The following is a 26440-nucleotide window of genomic DNA, read 5'->3' as shown; positions in this document are numbered from 1 at the left end:
GGTTATCGCTCGAAATATAATTATGTACGAGCGGTAGCCGCTCATCTGAGATTATATAAAGCGAGCGCTGCTTCTTAAAAAGGGAGTTATTTAGTTGGATACAGCAGGAAGCTGCTTACTAGGAAAGTGTATAAACCAATCACCCAAAAGTACTTTGGCGGGTTTATATTCATTATTGAGAACCGTTTTCCCTATAGCTTGGACTTGTAGTATTTGGTGACTAACAGGATCCATATGAGAAGAAAATCCAGCGGGATCCTCAGGCAAATTAACGACTAAGTTTTCTAAGTTATGCCGTATCTGATCTTTATCATTCTTATTGGACGCTAAGCGCACAGACTCAGCAATAGCAATGATACCGGCATAAGCACCTTCTGCGGCATAGCTTGGGTATCGCCCTACTCGCTCTCTAAAGGTTTCTACAAAATGTCGGTTTTTTTCTGTTTCAGGCCAATTAACATGATGCCTAGCGGACAAAACCAAACCTATTGGCATATCGTCTCCCATCGCCACTAAGGTTGCGTAGTTACCACCCGCATCAAAATTCATAATGTTGGCATTATCAAACAAACCTAAAGGCTTAGCTTGTTTAATAAAGGTAACAAAGTCTTGTCCCCAATGACCATTTACAACGATGTCAGGCTGACTTGCGTTCAACTCATGTACATAGATTGAGTAGTCTGTTTCAAATAATTTTGGCCAGTATTCACCTACAATTTCAAACGGTACTTTTTCTTTTTTTAAGAAAAACCGCAAGTCTTCCCATGCCTGATAACCGTAATCATAATCTGGGCCAATAAAAGCAATTTTTAAGTTAGGTTTGTGAGAATAGTTTTGTTTAATATATTTTGCCCCAGCTTGCATGGATTGCCTTGTTCCATTGCTAACTCGAAAATAATAAGGATGTAACATTTCATCAATCAAACGCGGTGATGCATGGTCTGTACCAATAAAAAACACCTCATTTTCTTTTGCAACTTCAGTCACTTCTAATGCGATTTTTGAACTCACTACACCACACAAAAAGTCGACATTGTCATCCTTGATAAAACCACGGGCAATGTGTACCGCTCGCAATGACTTGGAACGGGTATCACCCAGCAAAACTTCTAACGTCGGATAATCATATTGAGTTGAATTTTTTAAGTCGTCTAAAGCAATTTTAATCGCGGCAACACTGTCTCGACCGTATAGTCCGCCGGGCCCTATCAGCGGATACAAGCAGCCGACTTTCACAACATCAGTGGTTGTATCGGTAGCAGCTACAGCATTTGTTAATAATTGAAATGTCATCAAACAATACAGAAGCAACCTCAGACAGTTTTGATTTCTTAGTTTCATCATCGGATAAATCACTCTAGACCTAGTTTTTGTATACGACGCTTCAATGCATGACGAGAGATACCTAGTTTTTCAGCCGTTAACCCTTTTTTGCCATCGCATTCTCCTAACGCTCTCTGCACTAACTCCCTTTCAGCATCATGGATGGCATCTTTAATGTTATCGCTCTTACTGGGAGAGCCTCTTAGATCTATCGGCAACCATGCCGGTATGATCGTTTTATTCGGGTATAAGATCGTTAATCTTTCAATAATATTTTTTAGTTCTCTAACGTTTCCAGGCCAATCATATTTTTCAAAAATGACTCGAATATTATTAGGCATCACCAAAGGCAAACACCCTTCACGACTTGATAAACGCTCGGCAAAGCAGTTTGCAAGCAACCAAATATCATCACCTCGATAGCGTAATGCAGGTACTTCAATAGGAATAATATTTAACCTGAAAAATAGATCTTTCCGAAACTCACCTTTCTCTACACTTTCTTCAAGGTTTCGATTTGTCGCTACAATGACACGAATATCGGCCTTTTTTTCTCGCGTTGAACCAACGGCTCTGTAGGTCCAAGACTCCAATAACGTTAATAACTTAGCTTGTAAATTTAAGGGGAGCTCACCTATTTCATCTAAGAATAGTGTGCCTTTTTCTGCTACTTCAACTAATCCAACACGCGTTGAATTGGCTCCGGTGTAAGCACCTTTTTCTACACCGAATAACTCTGCTTCAATGAGGTTTTCGGGTAATGATGAACAGTTAATCTCTACAAAGGGTGAGTTTTTGTTGTCTGATTTATTATGGATTTCTTTAGCAACAATAGTTTTACCAACCCCCGTTTCTCCACTGAGTAAAATGGTTCTAGCCTTACTTTTCGCTATATTTTCTAGGTCAGCAACCAACGTTCGCATAATCTGACTTTCACCAATTAAGGTTTGTGAAGATATTACTTTCTTACGATGATACTGAACCTCTTTAGTCAAACGCTTTTGAGTCAAGGTTCTATTGATTAACCGCACAAGATCCTCAACATCAAATGGTTTAGTTAAGTAATCAACAGCACCTTGTTTTATCGCACTGACCGCATCTTTGGTTTGTCCATGAGCCGAAATCATGATCACAGGAATGTCTAAACTCAACTGAGTTATTTTTGCTAATACTTCCAAGCCCGACATATCAGGTAATCTTAAATCTAATAAAACAATATCTGGTCGATGCTCTTGCAACGCCTCTAAACCACTACTCCCGTCATATGCCTCAATACAACTAATATCAGACAAATTTAACGTGTAAGACAGTGACTTTGCCAACTGAACTTCATCATCAATAATTAAGCATTTTATTGAACTCATTTATTGCCACCTTCTAAATCATTACTGTTTAACAAAGGGAGGCTTATGGTGACGGTTGTACCGACCCCTGGGTGGCTATCAATATCTAATGAGCCATTATTGGACTGAATCAATTGGGCACATATTGATAAACCTAAACCTGTACCACTTCTTTTAGTGGTGAAAAATGGCTGCTGTACGCTTGCTAACTTATCAGCGTCTATACCGATACCTGTGTCAGAAATAGTAATCTCAGCAACATCTCCTTTGGCCACCGCTCTTAAGCGTAAATGCCCCCCATTTGGCATAGCCTGCAATGCATTGAAAATAATGTTCATCAATACTTGCCTTAAGTGCCCTAAGTCAGCAAACACCATTAAAGACCGTTGGCCTAACAAATTAATTTCAACGTCTGACTCTAAAGCGGTTGCTGAAACCAATATTTTTACATGATCAAAGACGTCACTGATCGAGACTGTTTCCATTTTTGGTTCACGTGGACGCGCATAGTTCATGAACTCTTCTACGATTGCATCCGTACGTATGATTTCGTCATCCACGGCCTCTAACATTTTTTTTCGTTCTGGGCTCTTTTCAGAACCAATCAAACCATGAACCGTTGTCCCTATGGTCGCTAATGGATTACGAATTTCATGCGCTATTCCAGTCGCTAAATTACCCAGTGCCGCTCTTCGTTCTACATCTACTCGTGATTCGATCATTGAGCTTAGCTGATCACTCATATCATTAAACGAACGTGCCAACATACCTAACTCTCCCGGTCCATCCTCTGCTACTTTGACGTTTAGCTCTCCTCTTGAGATCGCTCTAGCACCATCACTTAACGGAATTACCCAGCTAGCCAATCGTCGGGACATACTTAAAAAAAGTGAAATAATGCCGACCGCCATTAGCAGCACTAAAAATAGTAACCAATGCCTAACTCCTGTTTTCACAACCGGCTGACTATTTTGTTTTAAACCAATATGCCAACCAGCCATAAAGGTCTGGGAGTTAATGAGCGAAACTTCATGATTTATGACAGTGCCGACTGTATTTAATGACTTCTTATTAGGCGTAAAAATGACAGGTTCGTAGATACCAGCATGATAAAGAGAGGCTGTTTTTTCAGTTAATGAACTCAACCTAACCTTCAAGGCTATAGTTCCAATCGTTTCAGCTCTACGAATCACACGTTTATAAATATGAAACCACCCAGGCTTTCCAGAACTCGGTAAAACTGGGTCAGACACAGTGACTAGGTCGACTTGAGTTCCTGACTCACGAAGGTAGTTAACCTTTTCATTAGACTTTGGTAGGGATGACAAAAACAGCCCATTGTCATCATAGAATTCAATGCTATATATATCGACATCACTAGTTTCAAAATATAAAAAATCTAACAACTGTTCAGAAAAAATAGGTGTTTGAAGTTGTCGGTTAAACACACTATCAAACACTTGCAGGTCTGCTAGGTCATTTAGCCTTTTGATTTGAACGTCGATAAAACTTTCTAGCTTTACAACGGTTGCTTGAATCTCTCCCTCTGTTTTTTCAAGCAGCAGACGATTAGCAAGGGAGGCATTGTGGCCATCATACAACGCAACAATAATGACGAGTGGAATGACTGTGAGACTTAAAGACACCCACAAATAACGTTTCACCAACGTTAATTGGTGTAAGTAAGATTTCAAGAATCATCTCCAAGTATTCGGTGTAACATCTTATTAACGGGGTATAAAAGACAGAAAACACCAAGTTCAAGCTAACACTAACACAAGACATGAGCGGTTACCGCTCTATATTTAATAAGTAACCAAAGAGTAACAAGCGGATCGAGTAAGCATTTCGCCAGCCGTAACAGAATATCGTGCTGCAAAATCAGCATTAAATTGATGAGACTACTTATCACCTAATGGGCATGATAGGGTTTGAGCAATTTAGAGAGTCGATAGCCTCGCGACTCTAAACACCTCAAATGAACCAACTCAATGAAAATGCGCAGCTTCATCATCGACACTGTCGCCACAGTCGTCTTCTTCACTATTCTCGCAGCAACCACAGAAATATTTATTGCCGGCATGGCCTTTAGCGAAATGTTGACAACGCGCCTGATCATGATCCCAATGATGGTATTAACAGGCCGCCCTTATGGGGTATGGCGTGACTGGGCCTTCAAAGTCACCAACCCAACAAACGTCTGGAGCAAGACCCTTATCGATAGCCTTGCATTCATGTCTTTCCAACTTCCTATCTATGCGATAACGCTTGTCATAGCGGGTGCAGATGGCAGTGAAATACTCACTCTAATGGCATCAGTGTCGCTCATTATGTTGGTCATCAGCCGTCCTTTTGGTCTCTACCTTGAGAAGGTTCGTGCTTGGACTGGGGTTACAACACCCTAAGTACGTTTAAAAACACACCTAAAATGACTGGTATTAAATTGATAAAGCACCCGCTAGGCCAAGTGGTATGCGGGTGCTTTCAATGTAAATGTCAGGTTAAATCAAGCAACCTTCTTCGCCAACTGAACTGTGCGTGATGTCAAAACATCCTTCACTTGCACACGTAAGTCACGAATCATCGTTTCAGTCGTTTCCCAATCTACGCAAGCATCGGTAATCGATACGCCATATTTAAGATCGTCCAGATTATCAGTCAACTTCTGATTACCCTCGCCGATATTACTTTCGACCATGAAGCCGATCACGGAGTCGTTACCCTCTTCAATCTGTTGTCCTACATCTTGCATAACATTACGCTGACGGTTGTGGTCTTTATCAGAATTTGCATGACTGCAATCAATCATAATGTTGGCGGTATGACCTGCATTTTCCATTGCCGTTTCACACTCTGCAACACTTGCTGCATCGTAGTTACTACCCTTGTTACCACCGCGCAATACAATGTGTGCGTGTTGATTACCGCGAGTATGAACCACAGAAACTTGGCCTTCATGGTCAATACCAAGGAAGCGGTGCGGTGCAGAAGCTGACTGAAGTGCATTCAGGGCGACGGTTAAACCACCATCCGTGCCATTTTTGAAACCAACTGCAGACGATAAACCAGATGCCATTTCACGGTGAGTTTGTGACTCGGTCGTACGTGCACCAATTGCGCTCCAGCTGATCAAGTCTTGCAAGTATTGAGGTGAAACAGGGTCAAGCGCTTCTGTCGATGTTGGTATTCCCATCTCAGCAAGGTCAGTCAGAAGTCTACGTCCTGTACTTAAGCCTTCAGCAATATCGAAAGAGTTATCTAAGTGTGGATCATTAATCAGACCTTTCCAACCTACCGTAGTACGAGGTTTTTCGAAGTAAACACGCATAACTAAGTAGAGGGTATCAGAGACTTCTTCTGCCAGAACTTGCAGTCGTTTTGCGTAGTCAATTGCAGCTTCTGGGTCATGGATAGAGCAAGGCCCAACCACTAGGAATAAACGCGGATCGGTACGGTCCAAAATACGTTTGATCGTTTTACGACCTTCTGTGACGGTTTTCATGCCCGCTTCTGAGACTGGAATAATCTCTTTAAGCTCAGCTGGTGTAACTAGTCGTTCTGTACTTAGCACGTTCAAGTCCTCTAAAATATTGTTGTTCATTTCCTTTTCCTCAATCCAAAAAAAACCCCGATAAGCAGACTGCCTATCGGGGTTCTCTCTTAGGCGGTCCAGGACCGCCTACACAATTTACGTAGCGATCTATTCGTTAAATACGTAAAAATAACCCAGCCAGAAATAACCCGTCCCGTTAAGGGCAGATTGCTCGACTGGCTTCATAAATCGCTGTGTGTTTAATGTGTTCATGCTTCGACTATAACAATTTCAGAAATGCATGCAAGTAAAGTTTTTTAATTAATTATGCAGCAAGATAAACGGCTTTGAATGCCAGAGGACAGTTAATACGGTGCAAAAATTTTAACAATCACTAAGAAAAAAATGACAAATAAGATAAAAAACATTAAAAAACCTGGAAAAACGCTCTTGGCAGATTGGCCAAAACCTGTTGATTTTATGTAAGTCACTTCACCTGCTGGTATGCGGTGTTCACCGTCCCAGCAGTGCATTTCTAGAAAGCCCGGTTTGTGTTCTATTTTTGAAGCACGGTAAGTTCGCCCACTTTTAGTGCTTACTTTATAACCCATAAATCAGCACCTCCTCTATGGCCTTTTTTCAGTCTATAGTGCTGAAAAATAGCATACAATTTACACATAAACTATAGCGTTTTTAGTAAGATTCTCAGGCCACTGAAAACAATTAAAAATAAGTATAAAAATAAAGCACTATTTTGAAGCAGAAATTACTGGTTAAAAAAATAGCTTACCTCTTCAATAAAAAACCATTAATTAAAGCCATTAACTCAATTTTAATCACCTAATTTGTTTATAAAAAGTACCTTCATTCAGGCCATAGCATGGCGCAAGCTGTCATTGTTCACTGATACTGAAACGAAGGCTTAGAGAAAACTGGCCTCTCCACAAAATTATAAAAATCAGGATAAAGGAACTATGAAACTTATCTTCTTAGGTATTTTATCGTGCTGCTTTGCATGGTCATTGTCAGTGCAAGCAAAAGAATACACACTAGGTATCGTGCCACAGCAAAGCCCAGTGAAAATATTTAAATCGTGGAAACCAGTTGTCACTTACCTATCTGAAACAACTGGATTTAAAGTATCTCTAAAAACTGAAAAGTCGATTAGTGAGTTTGAAAAGGTACTCTACTCGGGTGGTTATGACCTTGCTTATATGAATCCTTATCACTTCACTATTGCCAATGAGCGTCAAGACTATCGTGCCGTTGTTCGTGCTGCTAAAAACATTAAAGGCATCATCGTTATGAAAAAGGATCAGCCCGATATGAAAGCGTTGATCATGGATGAAAAGACGCAGTTTTTGTTTCCGTCACCAAACGCTTTTGCAGCAACGTTGTTGATCAAATATGAACTACTGACTAAGTTTGGTATTAACTTAGCAACGTCAGGAAAGATCAAATACGTTAACTCTCACGACTCAGTCTACAAAGGTGTGGCAAGGGACATTGGTCAGCTGGGCGGGGGTATTCAACGAACATTTAATAGCTTCAAAGCTGGGCCTGATAAGAACAAAGTAACGGCGGTTTATCACACTGCTGCTTACCCTAGCCATCCAATCGCAGTTAATCCGGCAATGCCTGATGCAGACCGCGAGAAAATCGTTGAAGCGCTATTGGTGATGCCTCTTGAGTTGAAATCCTTATTAAACATTAAAGAGCTAATCAGTACTAGCAATGATGAGTTCTCAGTCATTCGCGAGCTATCTGCAAAGCTTGATATTGTCGACAGAGATTAAACTATGTCTTTTCGCTATAAATTTGTTCTGTCGTTCATTCTGATTGAAGCATTTTTTATTTTATTGATTGTGATGTACAACACCTCTTCGCTAAAAAGTACTTCAGAAGCACTCGTCACACAAAAAATTCATGCTGCGACCGATATTTTTATAGAGATTATCAAGACCCCTCTTCTGGTTAACGACACAGCTACTCTTGATGATGTCTCAACTAATTTCACTAAAATTGAAAGCATTGCCGCGGTACAGGTACTTGGGGTGTCAGGCGAGATACTGTCAGAGCAAATAAACGATGCAGACGTTGTTCACTTTGACAAAGTTGACGAAAACATACCTGATTTTTTAAGCGATACTAACTTTAACCTCTACAGTAGTTTGGTCGCTGCTGGTCGAAACTTCATTCGATTTAGCCGTAAGATAACAATCGATGACGAAATTATAGGTGAAGTTAGATTCATTTATGACATAAGTAAAAGTGTACAAACAGTTAGGGAAAGCAGCTTCATTACCTATATTTTGGCTTTCTTAGCGCTGGTGATCAGTACTCTATTTGCGATTATTTTGGGGTATAGAATTACCCGACAGTTAAATGATCTAACTAAAACGGCCAATGAAATTGCCCACGAAAATCCTATAAATACAAATAAAAGCAGCTTTCGTGGTGATGAACTAAAACACCTGCATTACGCTATGAAAACGATGCAGAATAAAATTATTGATCGCACCAAGGAAATGACAGCAGCACGTAAACGAGCTCAAGTCGCGAGTAGCGCAAAGTCGGAGTTTTTGGCATTGATGAGTCACGAAATTCGTACACCATTAAACGGTATGATCGGCTCGTTAAACCTCATGGATCAGGACCAACTTAGTAAAGAAGATGCAGAGCATTTAGACACTGTTCGTAAGTCATCTGGGCTTCTAACGACCATCATTAATGATATTTTGGACTTCTCTAAAATCGAAGCAGGGCAGTTCTCTTTGAATAGCCATGTCATTGACATAGAAGCTCTTATCAAAGATGTAGCGTTATTTTATCGGCCTATAATGGAAGACAAAGGCCTGCTACTGGACGTAAAAATAGTCAATTTGGAGCAACGCTACCTCATAGGCGACGATATTCGAATTAAACAAATACTGAATAACTACCTTAACAACGCACTCAAATTTACGTCTCGTGGGATGGTGTCTCTAAAGCTTGAGCAAAAGAATGGCTCCTCCATCAAACTTAGTGTTTCTGATACAGGTATTGGTATTAATCCTGAAGACTTGGGTAAGTTGTTTACTGACTTCTCTCAAGTTAATACCGGATCCAATCGTAGCTTTGGTGGTACGGGTTTGGGTTTAGCCATTTCAAAACGTATGGCAGCATTAATGGATGGCGCAGTTGGTGTCAAAAGCCAGTTTGGTGAAGGCTCTTGTTTCTGGGCAACTCTCAAACTTAAGACATCAACTCGTGAAGCTTATAACGAGCAGAACCAAACCAAGCAATCGATGCACGCAGAAAATTTAGATGGTTTGTCTACAGACATACTATTAGTCGAAGATAATAAGATTAATCAGATGGTTGCTCGTAAACTTCTGGAAAAACAAGGCTGTAAAGTGACTATTGCTAATAATGGCATTGAGGCATTGGATGAGATCCAAAATAGTGAGTTCGACTTGGTTCTGATGGACTGCCAAATGCCCATTATGGACGGCTTTGAAGCAACCCGTAACATTCGTCAATCAGGGAATGATATTCCGATTATTGCACTGACGGCCAACGCTCAAAACTCAGATCGAGATGCGTGCCTTGAAGCAGGAATGAATGATTTTTTAAGTAAGCCATTCGACCCACCTACTCTTTTTGAGATGATCAGACGATACGAAAAAAATAGTAACTAGTTACCAACGATAATGAAAAGTTGCCTACAACAAAGCTGTTGTAGGCAACTAAAGCGGCTACTTATTTACTGTTCTGGCTCTGGCGTTTTTCCCAGCGCTCATCCCACTCTGCATCATTCTTCGCACGATTAGCTTTATTTTTTCCGTTCTTTCTATTCTTCTTATCTTTGTTCTTATTTTTATGTTTTTTATTGTGCTTGTTTTTATGATCATCTGAGTCGTCCACTACTTCATCAGTAGTTTCCTCTTCGGTAACCTCTTCTTCAATGACCTCTTCAACCACCTCATCATCAGTTTCACCGGTCGAGCACTGAGTCAGTGTCGTATTAGTCGCTTCCGTCAACGAACCTTCATAAGCACTATTTAAGTCCAAACATGTCTGAGCTTGGAACTGATCTAAACCAATATACGAAGTACCCGTAATACCACCCCAATCAAAGACCAAGGCATCAGGGTCAGCAGACAAACTGCTATAAGTATTGTTATTCATAGTGATGTTAGTCGCAGGCTGTGACGCCACGATAACTACATCCGTTAATGACTCAAAACTGTTTTGCTGGATAACTAGACCATCAACTTGCTGAATAGTTACTTCACCACCATAACCACCTTTACGATAGTTATTTTTAAACTCGTTACCTTCGACCAACGTCGCCACAACAGTTGCATCAGCATGTACTGTTCCAACTACTAAACCAGCATCGCTATTGTCATACGCAACGTTGTTTTTAAGCGTATTATCTTGCGCTGTTCCTGGCTGCTCACTACCTATCGAGTAACCCACAGAGTTGCTGTGAGAGGTATTCCCTTCAACCAACACGTTATGTGCGCCATCAAGGTAAATACCCGCTGAGTTAGCAATCGGTGACACCGCATTAGACACGACGTTATTACGGATAATACCGTTACGAGCATGGTTTACGTCTGCTGGAATCAACACACCCGCGTCATCCAATACCCACGTGTAATTACCTGCGGCAACAATACCTATATTAGCGATGTCACGGACTTCGTTATCTTCAACAAGGAAGTTAGTCACGTTACCAACAATCTTAATACCTTCGCTATAACCCGGCACGATATCGTACATTTCGTTTCCACGAATGATGATGTCACTGAGTGGTGTCGTCGCGTTATTACCAATCACCGCAATTGGGTTTAAGTTGTCTGATGGCGTTGGTGCAGACTCATCTTCACCCTCATCATCTGCCCATGTCATACCGAAAATTTTGTTATCGATTAATGCAACATGGTGACTAGAGCCAGTAATGTAAATACCCGACTTTGGTCCCGTTAAGTTAGTAAAGCTTAAACCTTCAATGCGAACATACGCGCCACTACTCACCGACACCATTGCGCCGAAATCAGTCGTTAGCAAACCACCATCAATAACCGCAGTTTCACCTTCATAAGATTTTACGGTGAAGTATTTACCATCAGCACCACCACGTGAAACATCGAAATACATCGCCGTTGGTATTTGGTAAGTACCTTCGCGAATATTGATCGTTGCGTTATCTTCACCAAAAGGAATGCTAAACAATGCTTTATGAACTGTCTGCCAAGGCTGTTCTAAGGTACCGATACCTAAGTCATCATCACCTGCCGTACTTACGTAGTACTGTTGATTTTCAAAGAACTCAGGATCATTACCATAAGTGATGTTGTTACTAACCGTTGCGACCGCTGGCGAAAGCACCAAAATCGGCTCGCCGTAACCTGTTACAAGGTTGTATAGGTTGTTATTTTCAACAGTGATGTCAGTACTCGTACCAACAACAGCCACACCATTTAAGCGATCAGCGAGTGTTGGTGAAATCGCAGCGACAGTATCTGTCGTCCACTGTGAATCATGGATACTGTTGTTTGAAATCGTTATCTTATCGCTGTTAGCAATGTAAATAGCCGACTTACCAGTACCCGTAATGTTACTGATTTGTAGACCTGAAATACTGACATTACTCGCGCTAGCAATTGAGATCATTGCGCCATTGTCTGCGACATTCGTACCATCAAGCACGACGGTATCAGCTGGGTAAGCGATGAGGTTAAAGGGTAACGTCTCTTCAGCATTACCTCCACGCTCTTGACCGACGTACAGCACGGCTGGAGAGTAAGTACCGGCTCTCACAACAATATTCGCAGTATCATTAGCAAATGGAATATTGTTAAACGCCCATGTAATAGACTTCCATGGCTGATCAATTTGCCCAGTTCGCGCAAAATCATCAATACCGTTAACGGCATCAACCCAATAAGTAACAGGTTCGATAAGTTCAGCGGTTAAAGCCGTCTCATTTTGCTCAGACAGTGACTGTGCAATGGTTTGATAAGCTTGCTGCTGTACCTCAGTATAATCGGTCAGAGCAGCATGAGAGGCTGGCGCTGTGAGTAGTAGAGATAAACCCAGCGAGCACATCCAATTCAACTTGATCGATAGATTGAATCTTTTCATTCTTTTTTTACTTCCATCCTTGGTGATGACACTCGCAGAGCCATCTAAACGACAACCTTGTCGCTCATAGTTTTAGGTAAGTACCGACAGCCTTGTATTTGTTATCGACTTTGCGGCACTCGTGATTAGCACTCATTAAGCACTAATCCGTGACGATAGCCGAGTGGCTAATTTCAACCACCGTGGGACTGACCAAGAATGAAATAAAAGAGATAAGTGGCTTCACTTTTCCATCTACAGCAACATATACACGAAGTAAGCGTTACCAACTTCAAGCAGCATGAAATAAGAACTGCCTGCTAAAAACCAATCGGCAAATAAAACACGAGGTCAAATTGATCATCTGTCCTTAAAAACTGGTTCTTTGTATACCGAGCAAACGCAGGTGTTGTTCTTGCCACATAGCCTGACTGAGGCAGCCACTCTTCCCAAATTTTACTAATGCGCGGCAGCAGCTCACCAAACTTTCCCTGAACTGCGAATGTCGCATGCAAGCCCCCTGGAATAGTCACACTATTCACTCTCCCGCGACGAATCACTGGCTCATCAATTCCAATGCACGCCACATAATGACATTGTTCTAGCGGCACTAACGCAGGATTAGAGTGGTGTAAGCCAATCTGAACATCGACCGAGCGCCCTTCACTATCCGCCCATGCCTTAAGCATTTGCCATGACTGACGTATCGAGCGCCCATAGCCAAGGTGACGAACATAAGCCACATGACACGCTGGAATATTCACGATTTCCGCTGTCGGTAACTCGACCTGCGCTAAACGCTGATAAGCCTCATGAAGCTCAGGGTCGGATAAGTAATGACGCTGTTTATCATCTCGATTCCCCAAACGCCAACGCCCCGGCGGCACATTATAAACCTCGCGAAAAGCACGGCTAAATGAAGATAAAGACTGAAAACCGCAGTTCTCTGCAACCTCTAACACAGTGAGTTGAGGCGAAAATATCAATTGGTTTGCAGCAGTTTCTAAACGAGTACGCCGTACATATTGATGTACAGGCTCACCAACCACTTGCTTAAACAAACGATGAAAGTGTTGTTCAGAATACGCAGCAATTTCAGCAAGCTTTTTTGCCTGTAAGTCAGCCGTAATATCTCGATGGATAAAACTTAAAACTTCATTGATTCGAAAAACATGATCGGTATTTGTCATATCTTATTAAAGCATAAATGGACAAATCAAACAGCATAGACAGACATACTGATAACGCTAGTCAGGCGTAGTATTAGTCGTCACCGAACAACAATGACCGACAAAAACCTATGACACCCGTAACTGCTATCGCCGATTTAAAACCGTCTTATATTCGTGAAATACTTAACCTTGCGAACCATGTCGACATCATATCCTTAGCGGGCGGCTTACCCTGCCCCGAGACGTTTCCAACACAGATACTTGAAGAAGTAATGCCTGCAATCGCTGCGGATAAGCAACTACTCCAATACGCACCCACCGTCGGTTATGCACCGCTAATTTCGTGCTTACACGCACGTTTTCAAGTTCCTGAAACACATGGAATCATGATTACTACTGGCTCACAACAAGGGATTGATTTGTGTGCTCGGGTGTTTTTAGGGCATGGCGATAAGGTCGTGACCGAAAGCCCAAGCTACTTAGGTGCTTTGCAAGTATTTGCTATCGCTCAGGCAACTGTACTGAGCGTCACTCAAGAGTCAGACGGGCCAAACTTACAACAACTCGAAGACCTCTTTAAAGCAGGCGATGTGAAGTGCTTTTATACTGTGCCCGACTTTCATAATCCTACGGGTTGCTGCTGGTCGCTAGAGAAACGCCAAGCCGTTGCCGCGCTGTGCATACGCTATCAAGTATTGTTAATTGAAGATGCGCCTTATCGTGACATACGCTTTTCTGGAACGAGTTTGCCATTGGTTTCTAGCTTCTGCCCTGAGGTAGCCATTTGTTTACGCTCGTTCTCAAAAATACTTGCGCCTGGCTTAAGAGTTGCGGCACTGATCATGCCCAAACGCTGGCTACCCTTGTTTGACAAAGTTAAGCAAGCAACCGACTTACACTCAGCGTCATTAACACAAAGCGTGGCTTTGGCTGTGCTTGAGCATTCGGCATTTGAGCAACACCTTGCTGATACCGTCGCACGCTACTCAACACATTATGAAGCCTTAGCTAATGAGCTTGATGTGCTTTGCCGCGAACTAGGTAGTGGCTACCAGTTTGATCCTGTTGAAGGAGGCATGTTCATATGGTTAAAACTGCCTGATTGCGATACTTATCAAGTGGCGAAAGCGGCTATTGAAAATGGTGTGACGGTTGTTCCTAGTGCTGAGTTTTATCCGTCTAGCTCCAAACCTCAAACAGCGTTACGACTTAACTTTAGTCATAACGAACCGGAGGTTATTCGGGAGGGTATTTCTCGGTTGAAACAAACGCTGGTTTCTACGCTTGGTTATATCGCACGTTGATTAACTTAGTCGAGTGAAGACTGTCATTAAGTCTGTGCTCTTGTGCTCGAGAGTAACTTCGTATTTCAAGCCGACTTTCAAAGTGATAAGCGATGAAAGCGAGATGCGCTTTTGGGGCTGTGTTGCTTTTGTCCAGACCACTAAAGTACGGAACTAAACTCGACATAACAACTTCGTATAACCTGAATTATGTTGAACTGAGATCGGCTCTGATATACCTACAAAGCGGTAATTTTAAGGCATCGCTGATGACTAAAGCCATTGAGAGCGCCCTACGAGATACCAACAAACATAGTGCAAATAACGTTCAGAGCTAGATATAATCGGCATTAGAAATTTAGTTAAAACCATTTATTAATTTATGGAGAACATAACATGTTATGTGGAATTAGAAAGATAGATGGTGAGAAGGTGTTTGCTAGAAGTAGCAACAAACTTGATACCCCCTTTACTTGTCCAGATTGCGGAAGGGAAGTGAGTTTAAGGAAAGGAAGCATTAAAGCTCATCATTTTGCACATAAGCCTCCCTCCACGTGCGAGCATGGTAAAGGTGAATCAGATGCTCATAGGAGGTGTAAAGAAGAAATTTACGACCTGCTTTCAAAGTCAGAAAATGTAACTGATGTTGATGTTGAAAAACATTTCGGAACCGTTATTTCAGACGTTTTTTTCAAAATAAACAATGTACCTGTCGCAGTTGAAATTCAACGAAGCAATCTCACTGTTAATAAAATCATTGAACGCACTGTGAGGTATAAAAAACTAGGCATTCATGTTTTATGGCTGGCGTTATTTAATGACAACCTAAGAAGCGATAAGTACAAACCGAAAGCATGGGAAAAATGGTGTCACGCCACTTATTACGGAAGAGTTTATTACTGGCAGCAGGGATTAACTATAGTCCCTGCTCATTTCACAGAATATAAGACTTATGTAGAACCTTCATCGTGGTTCGGATCAGGAGGAGAAGAGTGCTCTGCGGGAGGTTATTATAAAACCTTAAAGAGCGTAAAAACGCCTAGGCTCGGGGCACCTGTGCAACTTGATACTGACTTTGAAAGAAGACATAAAGGCTCCTGGTCAGGAGGTACTGTGAACGTCCCTGATTGCTATATTTACATCGACAAACAAGGTCGATGGTGGTGAGAAAATTTTGTAATAAAAAATGCGTATCCTACACGCCCGTCCGCCATTAAAAGACGGTTTGTCTTCAGTTATAGGCTAAAAAACAACTATTCGCGTGACTGTCGCAGGGTTTTCGCGTTTCTTACGGATATAATTCTGTAATGCATAGGCATAGTTGACGTATTTTGTTAGGGGTAAGGCACATATTTTTTGTGTAAGTCTACGCCAGTCTCTTTTTCAGCAATTAGTTTCATAACAATCCTATACTCCTCAGTTTCAGATGCTGTTTTCTCCCAAGCCATCAACTCACTAAGATAGTCTTCAATGGTTTTGGTCAATTTCACTTCCATTTGTTCAGCTACGCTTTCAAGGCTTAACCCAGAATCGACCAGTTTACTGGCTTCTAGTAGTCTACTAGTCCGAACTGCCTTACTTACTAACTTTTGCAATGTCTTTTTTTGATTTAACTGCTCCTGAAAAGCTTCAACATATTTATCTAAAAAGTTTCTGCAGGACTTTGCTTTTGATATATCTTCAGGGAGATCTATATCTAGTGCTTTAGCTATGCTTTCAGCATAATTAATCTGGCTATATGATGCTGGGCGATCCGGTGTTGGTATTGCTAAGGCTAAGCTTTTAGCAACTCCTTTTGACTTCCAATAGTCTAACTCTACTACATCACCTTTTTTAAAATTTTCCGACAACGAATCAACCAAATCTTCTGGTAGGTCGACAGAAAATTCTATCTCATTAACGATTAATTTAGCTGTGTAACTCATTTTTTCACCTGTTAATTATTCAAATGACTAAACATAATTGGATTTATAAACACTCTTCCTCATATAGAGCAAAACAAGTGCGTAACTGGTGGTTAACACTTCGGCATGTTACTTCTAACCCTATTTATAATACCTCTCATCGCTTACAGTGAGGTAGAGACTTAGGCACTATTTCGCTCATTAGCTTGTATACGGTTATCCCCCAACACTTTCAATTCTAGAAATTTTTATCCTTACCAAGCCTAGGCTCCGTTGACGTTTTACCAAATAAACTATTTAGGTACTAAAATGCCATTTATTTAGGCAGAAAAATGAGCATAGAAAGAGCCACAATCAGCGACGAAGAGTGGGCGTTGATCAATCCAGTATTATTGACATTACCTAAAATACAAGTCGGCAATTTAGATAAGTGTCGGACGTTTATTAGTGCTGTGTTATGGATTTTACGAGGCGGAATGGAGTGGCGGATGCTGCCACCCGAGCAAGGTAAATGGAATAGCGTTTTCAAACGTTATTCCCGTTGGTGTGCCCATGGGGCTTGGGATTTACTATTAAAAACTTTCTCTCAACAGGCTGATTTACAGGATGTCTCTATTGATGGAACCGTCAATCGTGCTCATGCTTGTGCCGCAGGATATAAGAAAAACTCGGCTGATGAGGAAGCATTAGGCCGCTCAAAAGGTGGCTTTAGCTGTAAAGTTCATGCTATTTGTGACGCTCATGGCTTACCACTTAATTTCATTTTGACTGGCGGTCAAACGGCAGAATGCACTCAAGCTATCCCATTGCTTACAGGTGTTGGTGCAGCGGCTGTTTTAGCCGATAAAGCCTATGATACTAATGAACTTAGGGAGTGGCTAAAAGTGCATAGAATAAAAGCAGTCATTCCACCCAAATCGAACAGGAAAGATGATATTTCCTGCGATTTTTGGCATTACAAAGAGCGACATACGGTTGAGTGCCTGTTTGGAAAGCTGAAATACTATCGTCGAATTTCGACCAGGTACGAGAAAAAAGCTATAAACTACAAGGGGATGCTGTGTTTAGCCTCTGTGTTTTTATGGCTTAGATAAAACGTCAACGGAGCCTAGACTGCCATTAAATTTGTGCTCGCGAGTAATTTCGTATTTCAAACTGACTTTCAAAGCCCAGTCGTTGATAAGTAGACAAGCCCATCGCTGAAGCTTGTAACGAAATATACTGCCCCCTCCACTCTTTACAGACCTTGATCACCTGCAACATCACCTCATAAGCCAAACCCTGACCACGCTCACTTGGTAACACGCCCACTTGATGAATACCGATGACACCGCCTGTTTTATATAATAAAGCCGTCGCTACCACTTCCCCTTCACGCTCTAAAAACAATAACTTAATACTGTCATCATTCGTCAGTTTCTCAATAACTGACTCTGAAACTTGATAACCAAATGATGCACTAGCCACTGCTACCCAACGCCTAAGGTCATAGGTAGTTTTAACCTCTCGTAATGGCATCACTTTAGACTCAGGCACAGCGTATTCATCCAACGCTAATACCATTGCCACTTGTGTAAATAAAATGGGCCAAGATGCTTTCAGCAGCAGTTCTTCCAAGGTACTTGGCTTATCTACGTTACCCCAAACAGTGACAACCGCATTCTTAGGTAAATCAACAAAGGACGTTTCTAAATGAGTAGTAGAGTCACCCCAATCTACCCAAACTCGATATGGCCATTCAGTACATTTCCTTAAAGGTTCTTGAGATGAAACCTCACCGCTCATCTTTTTCCAAAGACTAGTTAAGTTATCAATATTCAATTTTTTAAGCGCATCTTGATCTATCATTTTAAGACTCCCAGTTCACAAGTAATACACCTGCAATTAACACTGCCGTTCCGATAAACTTCGTCGTTGTTATTTCTTTTACAGGTAACTCAAACCACCCAAAATGACCAACTAACATTGCCATCATAATCTGCCCTGTTAGTGCGTAAGACATCAGCGAACCAACACCCATTTTCGGTATTAAAAAGTAAAACAACCCAACACCAGTCGCACTCAAGACGCCACCAAACCACAAATATCTAGGCACACTAGTAAGAAGCGCCATTGATGGAAACTGCTTAGTAAAAAACATGACTGCCAACGCACATAAGAAAAAGCTACAAAGAAAGGCAACCGACGTGCCCAATAAGGTGTTTTTTAAGGCCACGCCAAGTTGTGCATTAATAGCTGCTTGAACCGCAATCGCAGCCCCAGCTGTAAAGGCAAACACAGGTAATACCGACATATTCATACCTCGATCACCATATCAGCATAAGGAACACGCACCTTGGGTATAGCCGCGACCTTATCTGCTTCATGACGCTTACCTAACGCGCACACGACCGATGCTGTCAGCCCTTGCGCTTTAAGCCCCAACACGTCGTCGTAAGCTTCAGGAATAAACCCGCCCATTGGACAAGTATCTATCTTCATTATCGCAGCACAGGTTAGTAGGTTACCTAAGGCGATATTAACTTGGTGATGCGCCCACTCTAACAACTGCTCGGGTGTCTTATACCCAAGTGTTGATTTGAATGCTTTTTCCATACCTGCTAAATCGGATGTTGGTATTTGACGGGTTTCGCTAACACGCGCCACATAGTCATTTACCAATGAGTCAGCTGTCGATGTTTGAGCAGCAAAGACCAACAGATGTGAGTTATTCACAACCTTGTCTTGACCATAGGAGTGCTCAAGGAGTTGCTGCTTAAGTGCTTGCGAGGTGACAAGCAAAATACGATACGGTTGCAAGCCGAATGATGACGCCGATAAGCGAGTCGCTTCCAATAACGACGTAACCTCAGCATCATCCAATATTTCATTTGAAAACTGCTGTACGGCATAACGCCACTGTAATGCGTTTAAAATATCCATCGTCTGTATTCTCTTTCATGGTTTCGATGAAAGAAGCATAACTAGACTGACACTGCCGATCATTTACATAGGTTGATAATTATTGGTTTTTTCGAATGCGGCTGAGCTGTGTCGGCGTAATACCGAGGTGCGACGCAATATGATACTGCGTGAGACGTTTTGCCAATCGAGGGAAGTCTTGTAAAAACTGTTGATAACGCTGACCCGCATCTTCTTGAACAAGTGCAATCTCACGCGCATCTTTGGCGAGTAGCCAGTTGCGCTCAAGGTAGTGAACTTGCATGAGCGCTAAGTCATGATGACTTTCTAATAAGCGACGATAGTCAGCAAAGTTAATCTCTAAAATAACCGAGTTTTCTAAAGCTTCAACGGTGACCAATGAGGCTTCTGTTTTGAGTAGCGCCGATATTGCAGCAGGCCACTGCCCTTCTTCAAAGAACGTTTTATTATATTGGTGACCTTTCACGTCGCTAGCAAACGCACGAAATAGACCTTTATAAACCACTGCAAACGTCGTTGGAACAACGCCCATTTGATATAAGACGTCGTGCTTTTCTAAGTGCCTGACACGACAAATGTCCTGCACTTCTAACCACGTTCCCTCACTCAAGGGGTAATAACCATTAAGGCTTTTCTCCAGTTGAGCGAGCGCTAAAGAACGTTCGAGTCCATCACTCACTAAACAACAGAGACCTTTTGCCCTTCAAACTCGATTTCCATACCACGATAAATTTTGCAGCGCTTACGCAACTCAGTTTCACCGTTTACTTTGACATAACCGTCAGCGATCAAGCTTTTAGCTAAACCACCACTATCAACTAAGCCAGTCACTTTTAATAGGTTGTTTAACTCGATATAGTCATCTTTTTCTAACTTAAACTCTTCCATAATCTTCTCTTATTTTAGCGACGTAATCTGTCGTTCTTAGGTTAATTCAATTGCATCGAGGTCAGCTTTGATTTCGGCAAAGCTAGGACGTGAAAGTCCTTTAGGGTGCATGCAGCGATTTTTCAGTAACACTAGTGGCTCAAATAACTCAGGACACTCGTCACTGTCACAACTACTGCCTAATAAATCTTCCAACAAGCAACCAAATGCACGTACTTCAACACCTTGTAATGAAGCTGCTTGAGCTTCTGGTAATGAGGCATAGTTCGATGCTGCTCCAAAGTCACTAAACAGCACATCTGCATCTGGATTAACCAAGGTATTGTGTGCGTATAAGTCACCGTGGCTGATGCCCTTATCTAGCAGGTGCAACATGACATCAGCGATACTTTTAGCGATTTTAACGACTGCTGATACCGTCACCATGAACTCATCATCAAAATGGTCACGGGTACAGCTTTGCAAGGTAGGTGGCTCGCCTAAGTTGGTATACTCAGGGTTAATCAACGCCATGACTAAGCCTAACTGCTTGTCGCTTTCAACTTTAGCAATGACTTCAACTAAGTTTTGGTGACTTCCAGCAGCAACGCAAGCACTCAACTCATCAAGCGCGTAACCGTCACTGGTGACTTCACCTTTGTAAGCTTTCAATGCCACGGTACGGTCTGAATTAGCTAAACCTTGCTGTGGTTTAGTCCATGTCGCACGAGAAATGACACCTGACGCGCCCTGCCCTAGCACTTCGTGGGTTTCAAGGTCATCCATGCTAACAACAGGCAAGCTGTCTTCTAATTCAAACTCTTTGCAAAATGGATTGCCAGAAAAAGCGACCCATGCCAGTTTTGGTAACTGTAATAAAAAGTCAGGTAAAGCAGTCAGGTTATTAGCAGATAAACGCGCCAATTGTAACGCACGACAGTTAGCCATCGACTCAGGCAGTTCGGTTAACTGGTTTCCTGCGAGTGCTAATTTTTGTAGTTTGGTCAGCTGGCCCATTGAGTCGGGCAGCTTAGTAATTTGATTATCCGTTAGGATTAGCCAACGCGTATTCACAGGGAGTGAATTTTCAGGCACTGTTTTTACTTTATTAGACTTGATGCCGATCATCGTTAGTTCTGGACAGTCAGCTAATACTGAAGGCACTTCTTCAAAGTCGTTATTTGAAAGAAAAACAATCTTAAGCTTTTTCAAGCAGCCAAAGTCAGCAGGTAACTCGCTTAGCTTATTACCAAACAGATCTAAAACCTCTAAGGTTTCAGCAAGCTGAAAAATTTCAGTAGGAAACTCAGATAGGTTTTCTGATATTTTTAGGTGTGTTTGGCCGTCATATTTTCCGGCTTTGAGATCAGCAATAGTGTGCAAAATAGCGGTTTCCAATCAGTATTTGGGGTCCCGCTATCATAGAACACAATACGTCACAGTCCCAGTTATCGATTGCCCCAAATTTTGCAAACTGCTCGCTCGTTACCCAATATACCGACAACTAAGCACGTCACTCCAAGCCCCAAGAAAACAACCACGGGCAACATGTAACTAAAGCCACCACCAGCAGGCACCATAAAAGCAACTACGATAGCTAAGCCTGAAAACAACACACCCATCACATTTAAAATAGTGCGATTTAACGGTTTATAGTGATATGGCTCTGTGCCTTTTTCGAAAATAACTAAGATGCTTGCAAAAACGCTGCGAAAAAACTGTTTCATTGTCTGCCTGTAGTGTCGATATGGATCAATGTACGAAGCACCAAAGTAAACCACACTCTCGTGGACTTATCAAAAACTCAAACAAAGAACCAAATCGGTGCGCTACGCATCATTATGGACAGGCAGCACCATGATATTTCATTTGGTTATTTTTTTAAACACAGTTAAAACAACAGCTTAACTCCATATTAATAAAGTGGCTTGATTTTTGCTTTATAAATAAACATTCCTCACTATTTAAAAACTGGAGACATAATGTCTACTGAACGTTTCAATATTTTCGCCTTCAGCGGAAAAATGAAAACTCTTCACCTAAGCTGGATGGCTTTCTTTATCACTTTCGTGGTTTGGTTTAACTTAGCGCCAATGCTCCAAGCAATTGCTCAATCACTTAACCTTAGCAACGCTGAGATTAAGACACTGCTACTGCTAAACGTTTCACTGGCAATTCCTGCACGAATTATAGTCGGAATGCTCACTGACTCCTTCGGGCCTCGAAAGATTTATTCGGGTCTGCTCTTTTTAAGTGCAATTCCTTGTTTGATGTTTGCTTTGGCAGATAACTTTGAGCAAGCAGCGATCGCACGTTTCTTATTAGGCTTTGTCGGTGCAGGTTTCGTTGTCGGTATCCGCTTAGTGAGTGAGTGGTTCCCAGCTAATGAGCTGGGTACTGCAGAAGGTATTTACGGCGGTTGGGGTAACTTTGGTTCTGCTGCTGCGGCATTCCTACTGCCAACAATCGCACTATGGTTTGGTGGCGAAGACGGCTGGCGTTACGCAATCATGGCAACTGGTGCACTGTGTTTTGTCTTCAGTTTTATCTTCTACTTCAATGTAGAAGACACACCGAAAGGCGCGACTTACTTCAAACCTAAGCACCCAGGTGCGATGGAAGTGACCAGTAAGGGCGACCTATACTTCCTTATATTCATGAAAATCCCATTGTATGCGGCACTGGCGTTACTAGCATGGAAATTAGCCTCTGCAAGCACAGGCCTTATTTCTCCAACAGCGGCTGTGGGTATCTACATATTCCTTACTATCCTGTTTTTCTATGACTCTTACCGCGCTTATTCTGCGAATAAGAAAGTCCTAACAGAAGAAGTACCTGAAGCGCATCGTTACAAATTCAAACAAGTTGCAGTACTTAACATTTTGTACTTCGCAACGTTTGGTTCTGAGCTTGCGGTTGTATCAATGCTTCCATTATTCTTTGCGGATACATTCACACTAGACCCCGTTAAAGCGGGTATGGTTGCGTCGGCTTATGCCTTCATGAACCTTATGTCGCGCCCAGGTGGCGGATGGATTTCTGACCGTTTTGGTCGTCGTCCTACGTTGCTTATTCTAACGGCGGGTCTTGCGGTTGGTTACTATGTAATGTCATTGGTAGGCAGCGAGTGGCCACTATGGTTAGCGGTTGTTGCAGCGATGGCGTGTTCATTCTTTGTGCAAGCCGGTGAAGGTGCAGTATTTGCTGTTGTGCCGCTTATCAAACGACGTTTGACGGGACAGATTGCAGGTATGACAGGTGCTTACGGTAACGTAGGTGCGGTTGTTTACTTAACTATCTTCGCAATGGTTGAGCCTTCAACGTTCTTCTTAGTTATCGCTGCTACTGCAGTACTTGGCTTTGTGGCGCTGCTATTTTTAGAAGAGCCAGAGGGTCATATGACTGAAGTTGATGAGCAAGGTAATGTACAATTAATTAATGTTACCTAATCAAGACGAAAAAGGTGCAGCTAAGCTGCACCTTAATTTTGGCGGCTATTCTGTCGCAGGTGTAAAAGCGTCCAATGAGGACGCCTTTACTGCGATGTTACCGACCGAAACATCCGTTCGTAAGTACAAAGGGGCCGTCGCATGTATTGCCGATGGTGTCAGCTGTAGCTCACATGCGCAGCTTGCTAGCCAAACGGCTGTAACCAACTTCATGTCTGACTATTACAGTACGCCCGACTTTTGGAACGTCCAACAGTCTGCGGCAAAAGTCATTGGCTCAATCAATTCATGGCTGTACCAGCAAGGCCATAGCAGTAGCACCAAATCAGACGGTTGGATAACAACCTTTAGTTCACTCATTATAAAGTCACATACCGCACACTTGCTTCATGCCGGTGATAGTCGTATTTACTTACTTCGAAATAATGAGCTGGAGCTATTAACACAAGATCATTCTTACCAAGGCGGTGGTGAAAGTTATTTGACCCGAGCCCTTGGTATTGAGCGGCACTTAGACCTCGACTATAAGTCGCTCAAAGTACAAGTAGGAGACCGCTTCCTTCTGACGACCGATGGTGTGCATGACACACTCAATCACAAAGACCTGACTGAACTGGCTAGCCAAAAAGGTAGTAGCTTAGAAGAAGTCGCTACCCATATCGGGAATGTCGCCCTAGAAGCAGGCAGTAATGACAACATCAGCTGTCTAATTGTCGACGTCACTTCCCTACCTATCGAGCGTGTTGATGAGTTATACAAGCACCTTGATACACTTAAGATCCCACCTGCATTAAGCGTTGGACAAAAAATTGATCAATTTGAAATCACGCAAGTGTTACACAGTGGTACTCGTAGTCACGTTTACTTAGCACGTGATAAGCACACTGATGAACTACGTGTTTTAAAAATGCCATCGCTAAACTTCTCAGATGATACCGATTACTTAGAAGCCTTTGCCCGTGAGCAATGGATTGGCCGCAAGCTATCGCATCCGCAAGTTATGCAGATATTCCCACCACCAGAAGGCAGCCAGTTTTTATATAACGTCTGTGAATATGTGGAAGGTCAAACGCTCCGCCAGTGGATGATAGACCACCCACAACCCGCGTTAGATAAAGTACGAAGCTTGTTAGATGCGATGATCATTCCCGTGCGAGCGTTGCATCGGGCTAAAATGGTACATCGTGACCTGAAGCCAGAAAACTTCATCATCAACCGCGATGGTGTAGTGAAACTGATCGATTTTGGAACGATGAAAATCACCGGTATCGAAGAAATTACACCGGTTAAAATAGACGAGCTACCGCTTGGGGATACGAATTATATTGCACCTGAGTACATCATTCACAACGTAGTTGACTCTGGATCGGACTTGTTTTCAGTGGCTACGATCATCTATGAAATGATTACCGGCAAGCTACCTTATAATGCGATTAAGTCTACCCGTGACTACCCTAAACAGTTTGGCAAGTGGGAGTATCAGTCGATACTTAAACTGGCCAAGCCGCCAGAGAATATTCCAAGCTGGGTAGATACCGTATTAAAGAAAGCGCTCGCGCCCAATCCTTTATATCGTTATCAAGTGATGTCGGAGTTTCAAGCTGACTTACGCAAACCTAGCTCAACATTAATAGCGTCGGCTAAATCTGTGCCACTCATCGAACGAAACCCACTACGCTTCTGGCAAGTGACTAGCGCGCTGCTCCTAATCATTGTCATTACGCAGTGGGTTACATACTTTACTTAACAGTCTTCAGCGCTTCGCGAATGGCTTCTTTGAATTGCTCAGGGCCACGCACGTTTGTCATCAACTTACCGTTTAAGAATAAACTGGGTGTTGATGCTGCTTGAGCTTTCTTTGCACTCTGTGCATCGGTCGCAACCTTGGCACGCACTTCGTCTGACGCTAAGTCTTTCTCAAACTGAGCAACATCAAGTCCAAGCTGCGTTACAAAACCATCAAACACGGGTTCGATCATTTAGTACCGCTCCAAATTGTTTGAGTGGCAAACATTAAGTCATGCATTTCCCAAAACTTATCCTGCTTTGCCGCCGCTTCAGAGTAATACGCTGCCGTTAAGGCATGCGGGTGAATGTTAGTTAATGGGAAGTGGCGATAAACAAAACGGACGCTACCTTTAATTGGTGCCCACACTTTCTGGATCGACTCGTGTTGCGCACGACAAGCCGGACACTGAAGGTCAGAGTATTCGACAATCGTTAAAGGCGCATCCGGGTTACCTTTAACATGATCACTAGCAACAATCTCTGTCACACTTGGCGGTGCCATCGTGACGCTACGGAAGGCTGTAAACAGTATTAAAGCAACTGCAAAACCAGCAACACCTAGTAATGTAAAGCGCATTAACTTAGCTTTTTGATTAGCCTTTTTCTCAGCTTCTGCTTGTTTTTGTGCACGAATCTCTCGCTGTTGTTTTTTTATGCTCATTATTATGACCTAATAAATTATTGGACTTATATCTAGACGTTTATAAAGACGTATTGGTTGCACAATATTCTAACAAAAAAGA

At 42.3% G+C, this 26440-nt stretch carries 25 protein-coding genes; 8 read left to right on the top strand and 17 right to left on the bottom strand.

Annotated features, from left to right (window positions below; all coding sequences use genetic code 11):
* Window positions 1-90 precede the first annotated feature (90 nt).
* Genes DKT75_RS15510 through DKT75_RS15500 form a run of 3 tightly spaced genes read right to left on the bottom strand, consistent with a single transcriptional unit; the run spans window position 91 to window position 4360 of the window.
* Window positions 91-1293 (bottom strand): ABC transporter substrate-binding protein, encoded by a 1203-nt coding sequence (locus tag DKT75_RS15510; protein WP_211665457.1) that lies wholly within the window; start codon window positions 1291-1293, stop codon window positions 91-93.
* Window positions 1294-1352: 59 nt separating this feature from the next.
* Window positions 1353-2687 (bottom strand): sigma-54-dependent transcriptional regulator, encoded by a 1335-nt coding sequence (locus tag DKT75_RS15505; RefSeq protein ID WP_109824349.1) that lies wholly within the window; start codon window positions 2685-2687, stop codon window positions 1353-1355.
* Entirely contained in the window at window positions 2684-4360 is a 1677-nt protein-coding gene (locus DKT75_RS15500; RefSeq protein ID WP_109824347.1) for a sensor histidine kinase, read from the bottom strand. Before DKT75_RS15500 ends, DKT75_RS15505 begins: the two co-directional genes overlap by 4 nt.
* Before the next feature lie 297 nt (window positions 4361-4657).
* Here DKT75_RS15500 and alaE point away from each other — a divergent pair, with 297 nt between their 5' ends.
* On the top strand, window positions 4658-5071 hold the full coding sequence (gene alaE, locus DKT75_RS15495) for an L-alanine exporter AlaE (RefSeq protein ID WP_211665456.1): 414 nt from the start codon (window positions 4658-4660) through the stop codon (window positions 5069-5071).
* Between the two features lie 101 nt (window positions 5072-5172).
* Here alaE and DKT75_RS15490 read toward each other — a convergent pair whose 3' ends face one another.
* A complete protein-coding gene (locus tag DKT75_RS15490) occupies window positions 5173-6267 on the bottom strand; it encodes a 3-deoxy-7-phosphoheptulonate synthase (RefSeq protein ID WP_109824345.1) in 1095 nt (364 codons plus the stop codon).
* A 296-nt stretch (window positions 6268-6563) separates the two neighbouring features.
* Window positions 6564-6809, bottom strand: coding sequence for a hypothetical protein (locus DKT75_RS15485; protein ID WP_109824343.1), 246 nt, complete (start codon window positions 6807-6809; stop codon window positions 6564-6566).
* A gap of 363 nt (window positions 6810-7172) precedes the next feature.
* On the opposite strand from DKT75_RS15485, the gene DKT75_RS15480 reads away from it, so the two are divergent.
* Both DKT75_RS15480 and DKT75_RS15475 read left to right on the top strand, forming a co-directional pair.
* The gene (locus tag DKT75_RS15480) at window positions 7173-7994 is read left to right on the top strand and encodes a phosphate/phosphite/phosphonate ABC transporter substrate-binding protein (protein ID WP_109824341.1); all 822 of its coding nucleotides are present in this window, start codon (window positions 7173-7175) and stop codon (window positions 7992-7994) included.
* 3 nt (window positions 7995-7997) lie between these two features.
* Complete coding sequence (locus DKT75_RS15475; RefSeq protein WP_109824340.1) at window positions 7998-9878, top strand: response regulator; 1881 nt, start codon at window positions 7998-8000, stop codon at window positions 9876-9878.
* 61 nt (window positions 9879-9939) lie between these two features.
* Here DKT75_RS15475 and DKT75_RS15470 read toward each other — a convergent pair whose 3' ends face one another.
* Together DKT75_RS15470 and DKT75_RS15465 are read right to left on the bottom strand one after the other, a co-directional pair.
* Complete coding sequence (locus DKT75_RS15470) at window positions 9940-12333, bottom strand: right-handed parallel beta-helix repeat-containing protein (RefSeq protein WP_109824339.1); 2394 nt, start codon at window positions 12331-12333, stop codon at window positions 9940-9942.
* Between the two features lie 299 nt (window positions 12334-12632).
* Window positions 12633-13502, bottom strand: coding sequence for an AraC family transcriptional regulator (locus DKT75_RS15465; protein ID WP_109824338.1), 870 nt, complete (start codon window positions 13500-13502; stop codon window positions 12633-12635).
* 110 nt (window positions 13503-13612) lie between these two features.
* Between DKT75_RS15465 and DKT75_RS15460 the strand changes: the two genes are divergently transcribed.
* Together DKT75_RS15460 and DKT75_RS15450 are read left to right on the top strand one after the other, a co-directional pair.
* Complete coding sequence (locus DKT75_RS15460; protein ID WP_109824337.1) at window positions 13613-14788, top strand: aminotransferase-like domain-containing protein; 1176 nt, start codon at window positions 13613-13615, stop codon at window positions 14786-14788.
* A 375-nt stretch (window positions 14789-15163) separates the two neighbouring features.
* On the top strand, window positions 15164-15934 hold the full coding sequence (locus DKT75_RS15450; protein ID WP_109824335.1) for a competence protein CoiA: 771 nt from the start codon (window positions 15164-15166) through the stop codon (window positions 15932-15934).
* Window positions 15935-16101: 167 nt separating this feature from the next.
* Here DKT75_RS15450 and DKT75_RS15445 read toward each other — a convergent pair whose 3' ends face one another.
* Complete coding sequence (locus tag DKT75_RS15445) at window positions 16102-16692, bottom strand: hypothetical protein (protein ID WP_109824334.1); 591 nt, start codon at window positions 16690-16692, stop codon at window positions 16102-16104.
* A gap of 311 nt (window positions 16693-17003) precedes the next feature.
* On the opposite strand from DKT75_RS15445, the gene DKT75_RS15440 reads away from it, so the two are divergent.
* A complete protein-coding gene (locus tag DKT75_RS15440; RefSeq protein WP_211665455.1) occupies window positions 17004-17765 on the top strand; it encodes an IS5 family transposase in 762 nt (253 codons plus the stop codon).
* Between the two features lie 25 nt (window positions 17766-17790).
* On the opposite strand, the gene DKT75_RS15435 is transcribed toward DKT75_RS15440, so the two are convergent.
* The 7 genes from DKT75_RS15435 to DKT75_RS15405 form a co-directional block, all read right to left on the bottom strand.
* Window positions 17791-18519 carry a GNAT family N-acetyltransferase gene (locus DKT75_RS15435; protein ID WP_109824333.1) on the bottom strand — a complete coding sequence of 243 codons (729 nt, stop codon included), beginning with the start codon at window positions 18517-18519 and terminating at the stop codon, window positions 17791-17793.
* A 1-nt stretch (window position 18520) separates the two neighbouring features.
* Complete coding sequence (locus DKT75_RS15430; protein ID WP_211665454.1) at window positions 18521-18970, bottom strand: DMT family transporter; 450 nt, start codon at window positions 18968-18970, stop codon at window positions 18521-18523.
* Complete coding sequence (locus DKT75_RS15425) at window positions 18967-19593, bottom strand: NAD(P)H-dependent oxidoreductase (protein WP_109824332.1); 627 nt, start codon at window positions 19591-19593, stop codon at window positions 18967-18969. The genes DKT75_RS15430 and DKT75_RS15425 overlap by 4 nt, the downstream gene beginning before the upstream one ends.
* Before the next feature lie 79 nt (window positions 19594-19672).
* Window positions 19673-20272 (bottom strand): Crp/Fnr family transcriptional regulator, encoded by a 600-nt coding sequence (locus tag DKT75_RS15420; protein WP_109824331.1) that lies wholly within the window; start codon window positions 20270-20272, stop codon window positions 19673-19675.
* Window positions 20272-20481, bottom strand: coding sequence for an RNA-binding S4 domain-containing protein (locus DKT75_RS15415; RefSeq protein WP_109824330.1), 210 nt, complete (start codon window positions 20479-20481; stop codon window positions 20272-20274). Before DKT75_RS15415 ends, DKT75_RS15420 begins: the two co-directional genes overlap by 1 nt.
* Window positions 20482-20517: 36 nt before the next feature.
* Complete coding sequence (locus DKT75_RS15410; protein WP_109824329.1) at window positions 20518-21843, bottom strand: leucine-rich repeat-containing protein kinase family protein; 1326 nt, start codon at window positions 21841-21843, stop codon at window positions 20518-20520.
* Window positions 21844-21908: 65 nt separating this feature from the next.
* Complete coding sequence (locus DKT75_RS15405; protein ID WP_109824328.1) at window positions 21909-22187, bottom strand: hypothetical protein; 279 nt, start codon at window positions 22185-22187, stop codon at window positions 21909-21911.
* A 255-nt stretch (window positions 22188-22442) separates the two neighbouring features.
* Here DKT75_RS15405 and DKT75_RS15400 point away from each other — a divergent pair, with 255 nt between their 5' ends.
* Both DKT75_RS15400 and DKT75_RS15395 read left to right on the top strand, forming a co-directional pair.
* Window positions 22443-23909 carry a NarK family nitrate/nitrite MFS transporter gene (locus DKT75_RS15400; protein WP_109824327.1) on the top strand — a complete coding sequence of 489 codons (1467 nt, stop codon included), beginning with the start codon at window positions 22443-22445 and terminating at the stop codon, window positions 23907-23909.
* The gene (locus DKT75_RS15395) at window positions 23899-25656 is read left to right on the top strand and encodes a bifunctional protein-serine/threonine kinase/phosphatase (RefSeq protein WP_109824326.1); all 1758 of its coding nucleotides are present in this window, start codon (window positions 23899-23901) and stop codon (window positions 25654-25656) included. Before DKT75_RS15400 ends, DKT75_RS15395 begins: the two co-directional genes overlap by 11 nt.
* On the opposite strand, the gene DKT75_RS22395 is transcribed toward DKT75_RS15395, so the two are convergent.
* Window positions 25649-25888 carry a DsbA family protein gene (locus tag DKT75_RS22395; RefSeq protein ID WP_109824325.1) on the bottom strand — a complete coding sequence of 80 codons (240 nt, stop codon included), beginning with the start codon at window positions 25886-25888 and terminating at the stop codon, window positions 25649-25651. The two genes, DKT75_RS15395 and DKT75_RS22395, sit on opposite strands and share 8 nt — an antisense overlap.
* Complete coding sequence (locus DKT75_RS22390; protein WP_109824324.1) at window positions 25885-26358, bottom strand: DsbA family protein; 474 nt, start codon at window positions 26356-26358, stop codon at window positions 25885-25887. Before DKT75_RS22390 ends, DKT75_RS22395 begins: the two co-directional genes overlap by 4 nt.
* Between the last annotated feature and the right edge of the window lie 82 nt (window positions 26359-26440).

Origin of the sequence: Leucothrix arctica (assembly GCF_003172895.1) — a bacterium.
GTDB classification, from domain to species: domain Bacteria; phylum Pseudomonadota; class Gammaproteobacteria; order Thiotrichales; family Thiotrichaceae; genus Leucothrix; species Leucothrix arctica.
The sequence above is the reverse complement of the archived record's forward strand: the minus strand, read 5'-3'. Positions and strand labels throughout refer to the sequence as shown.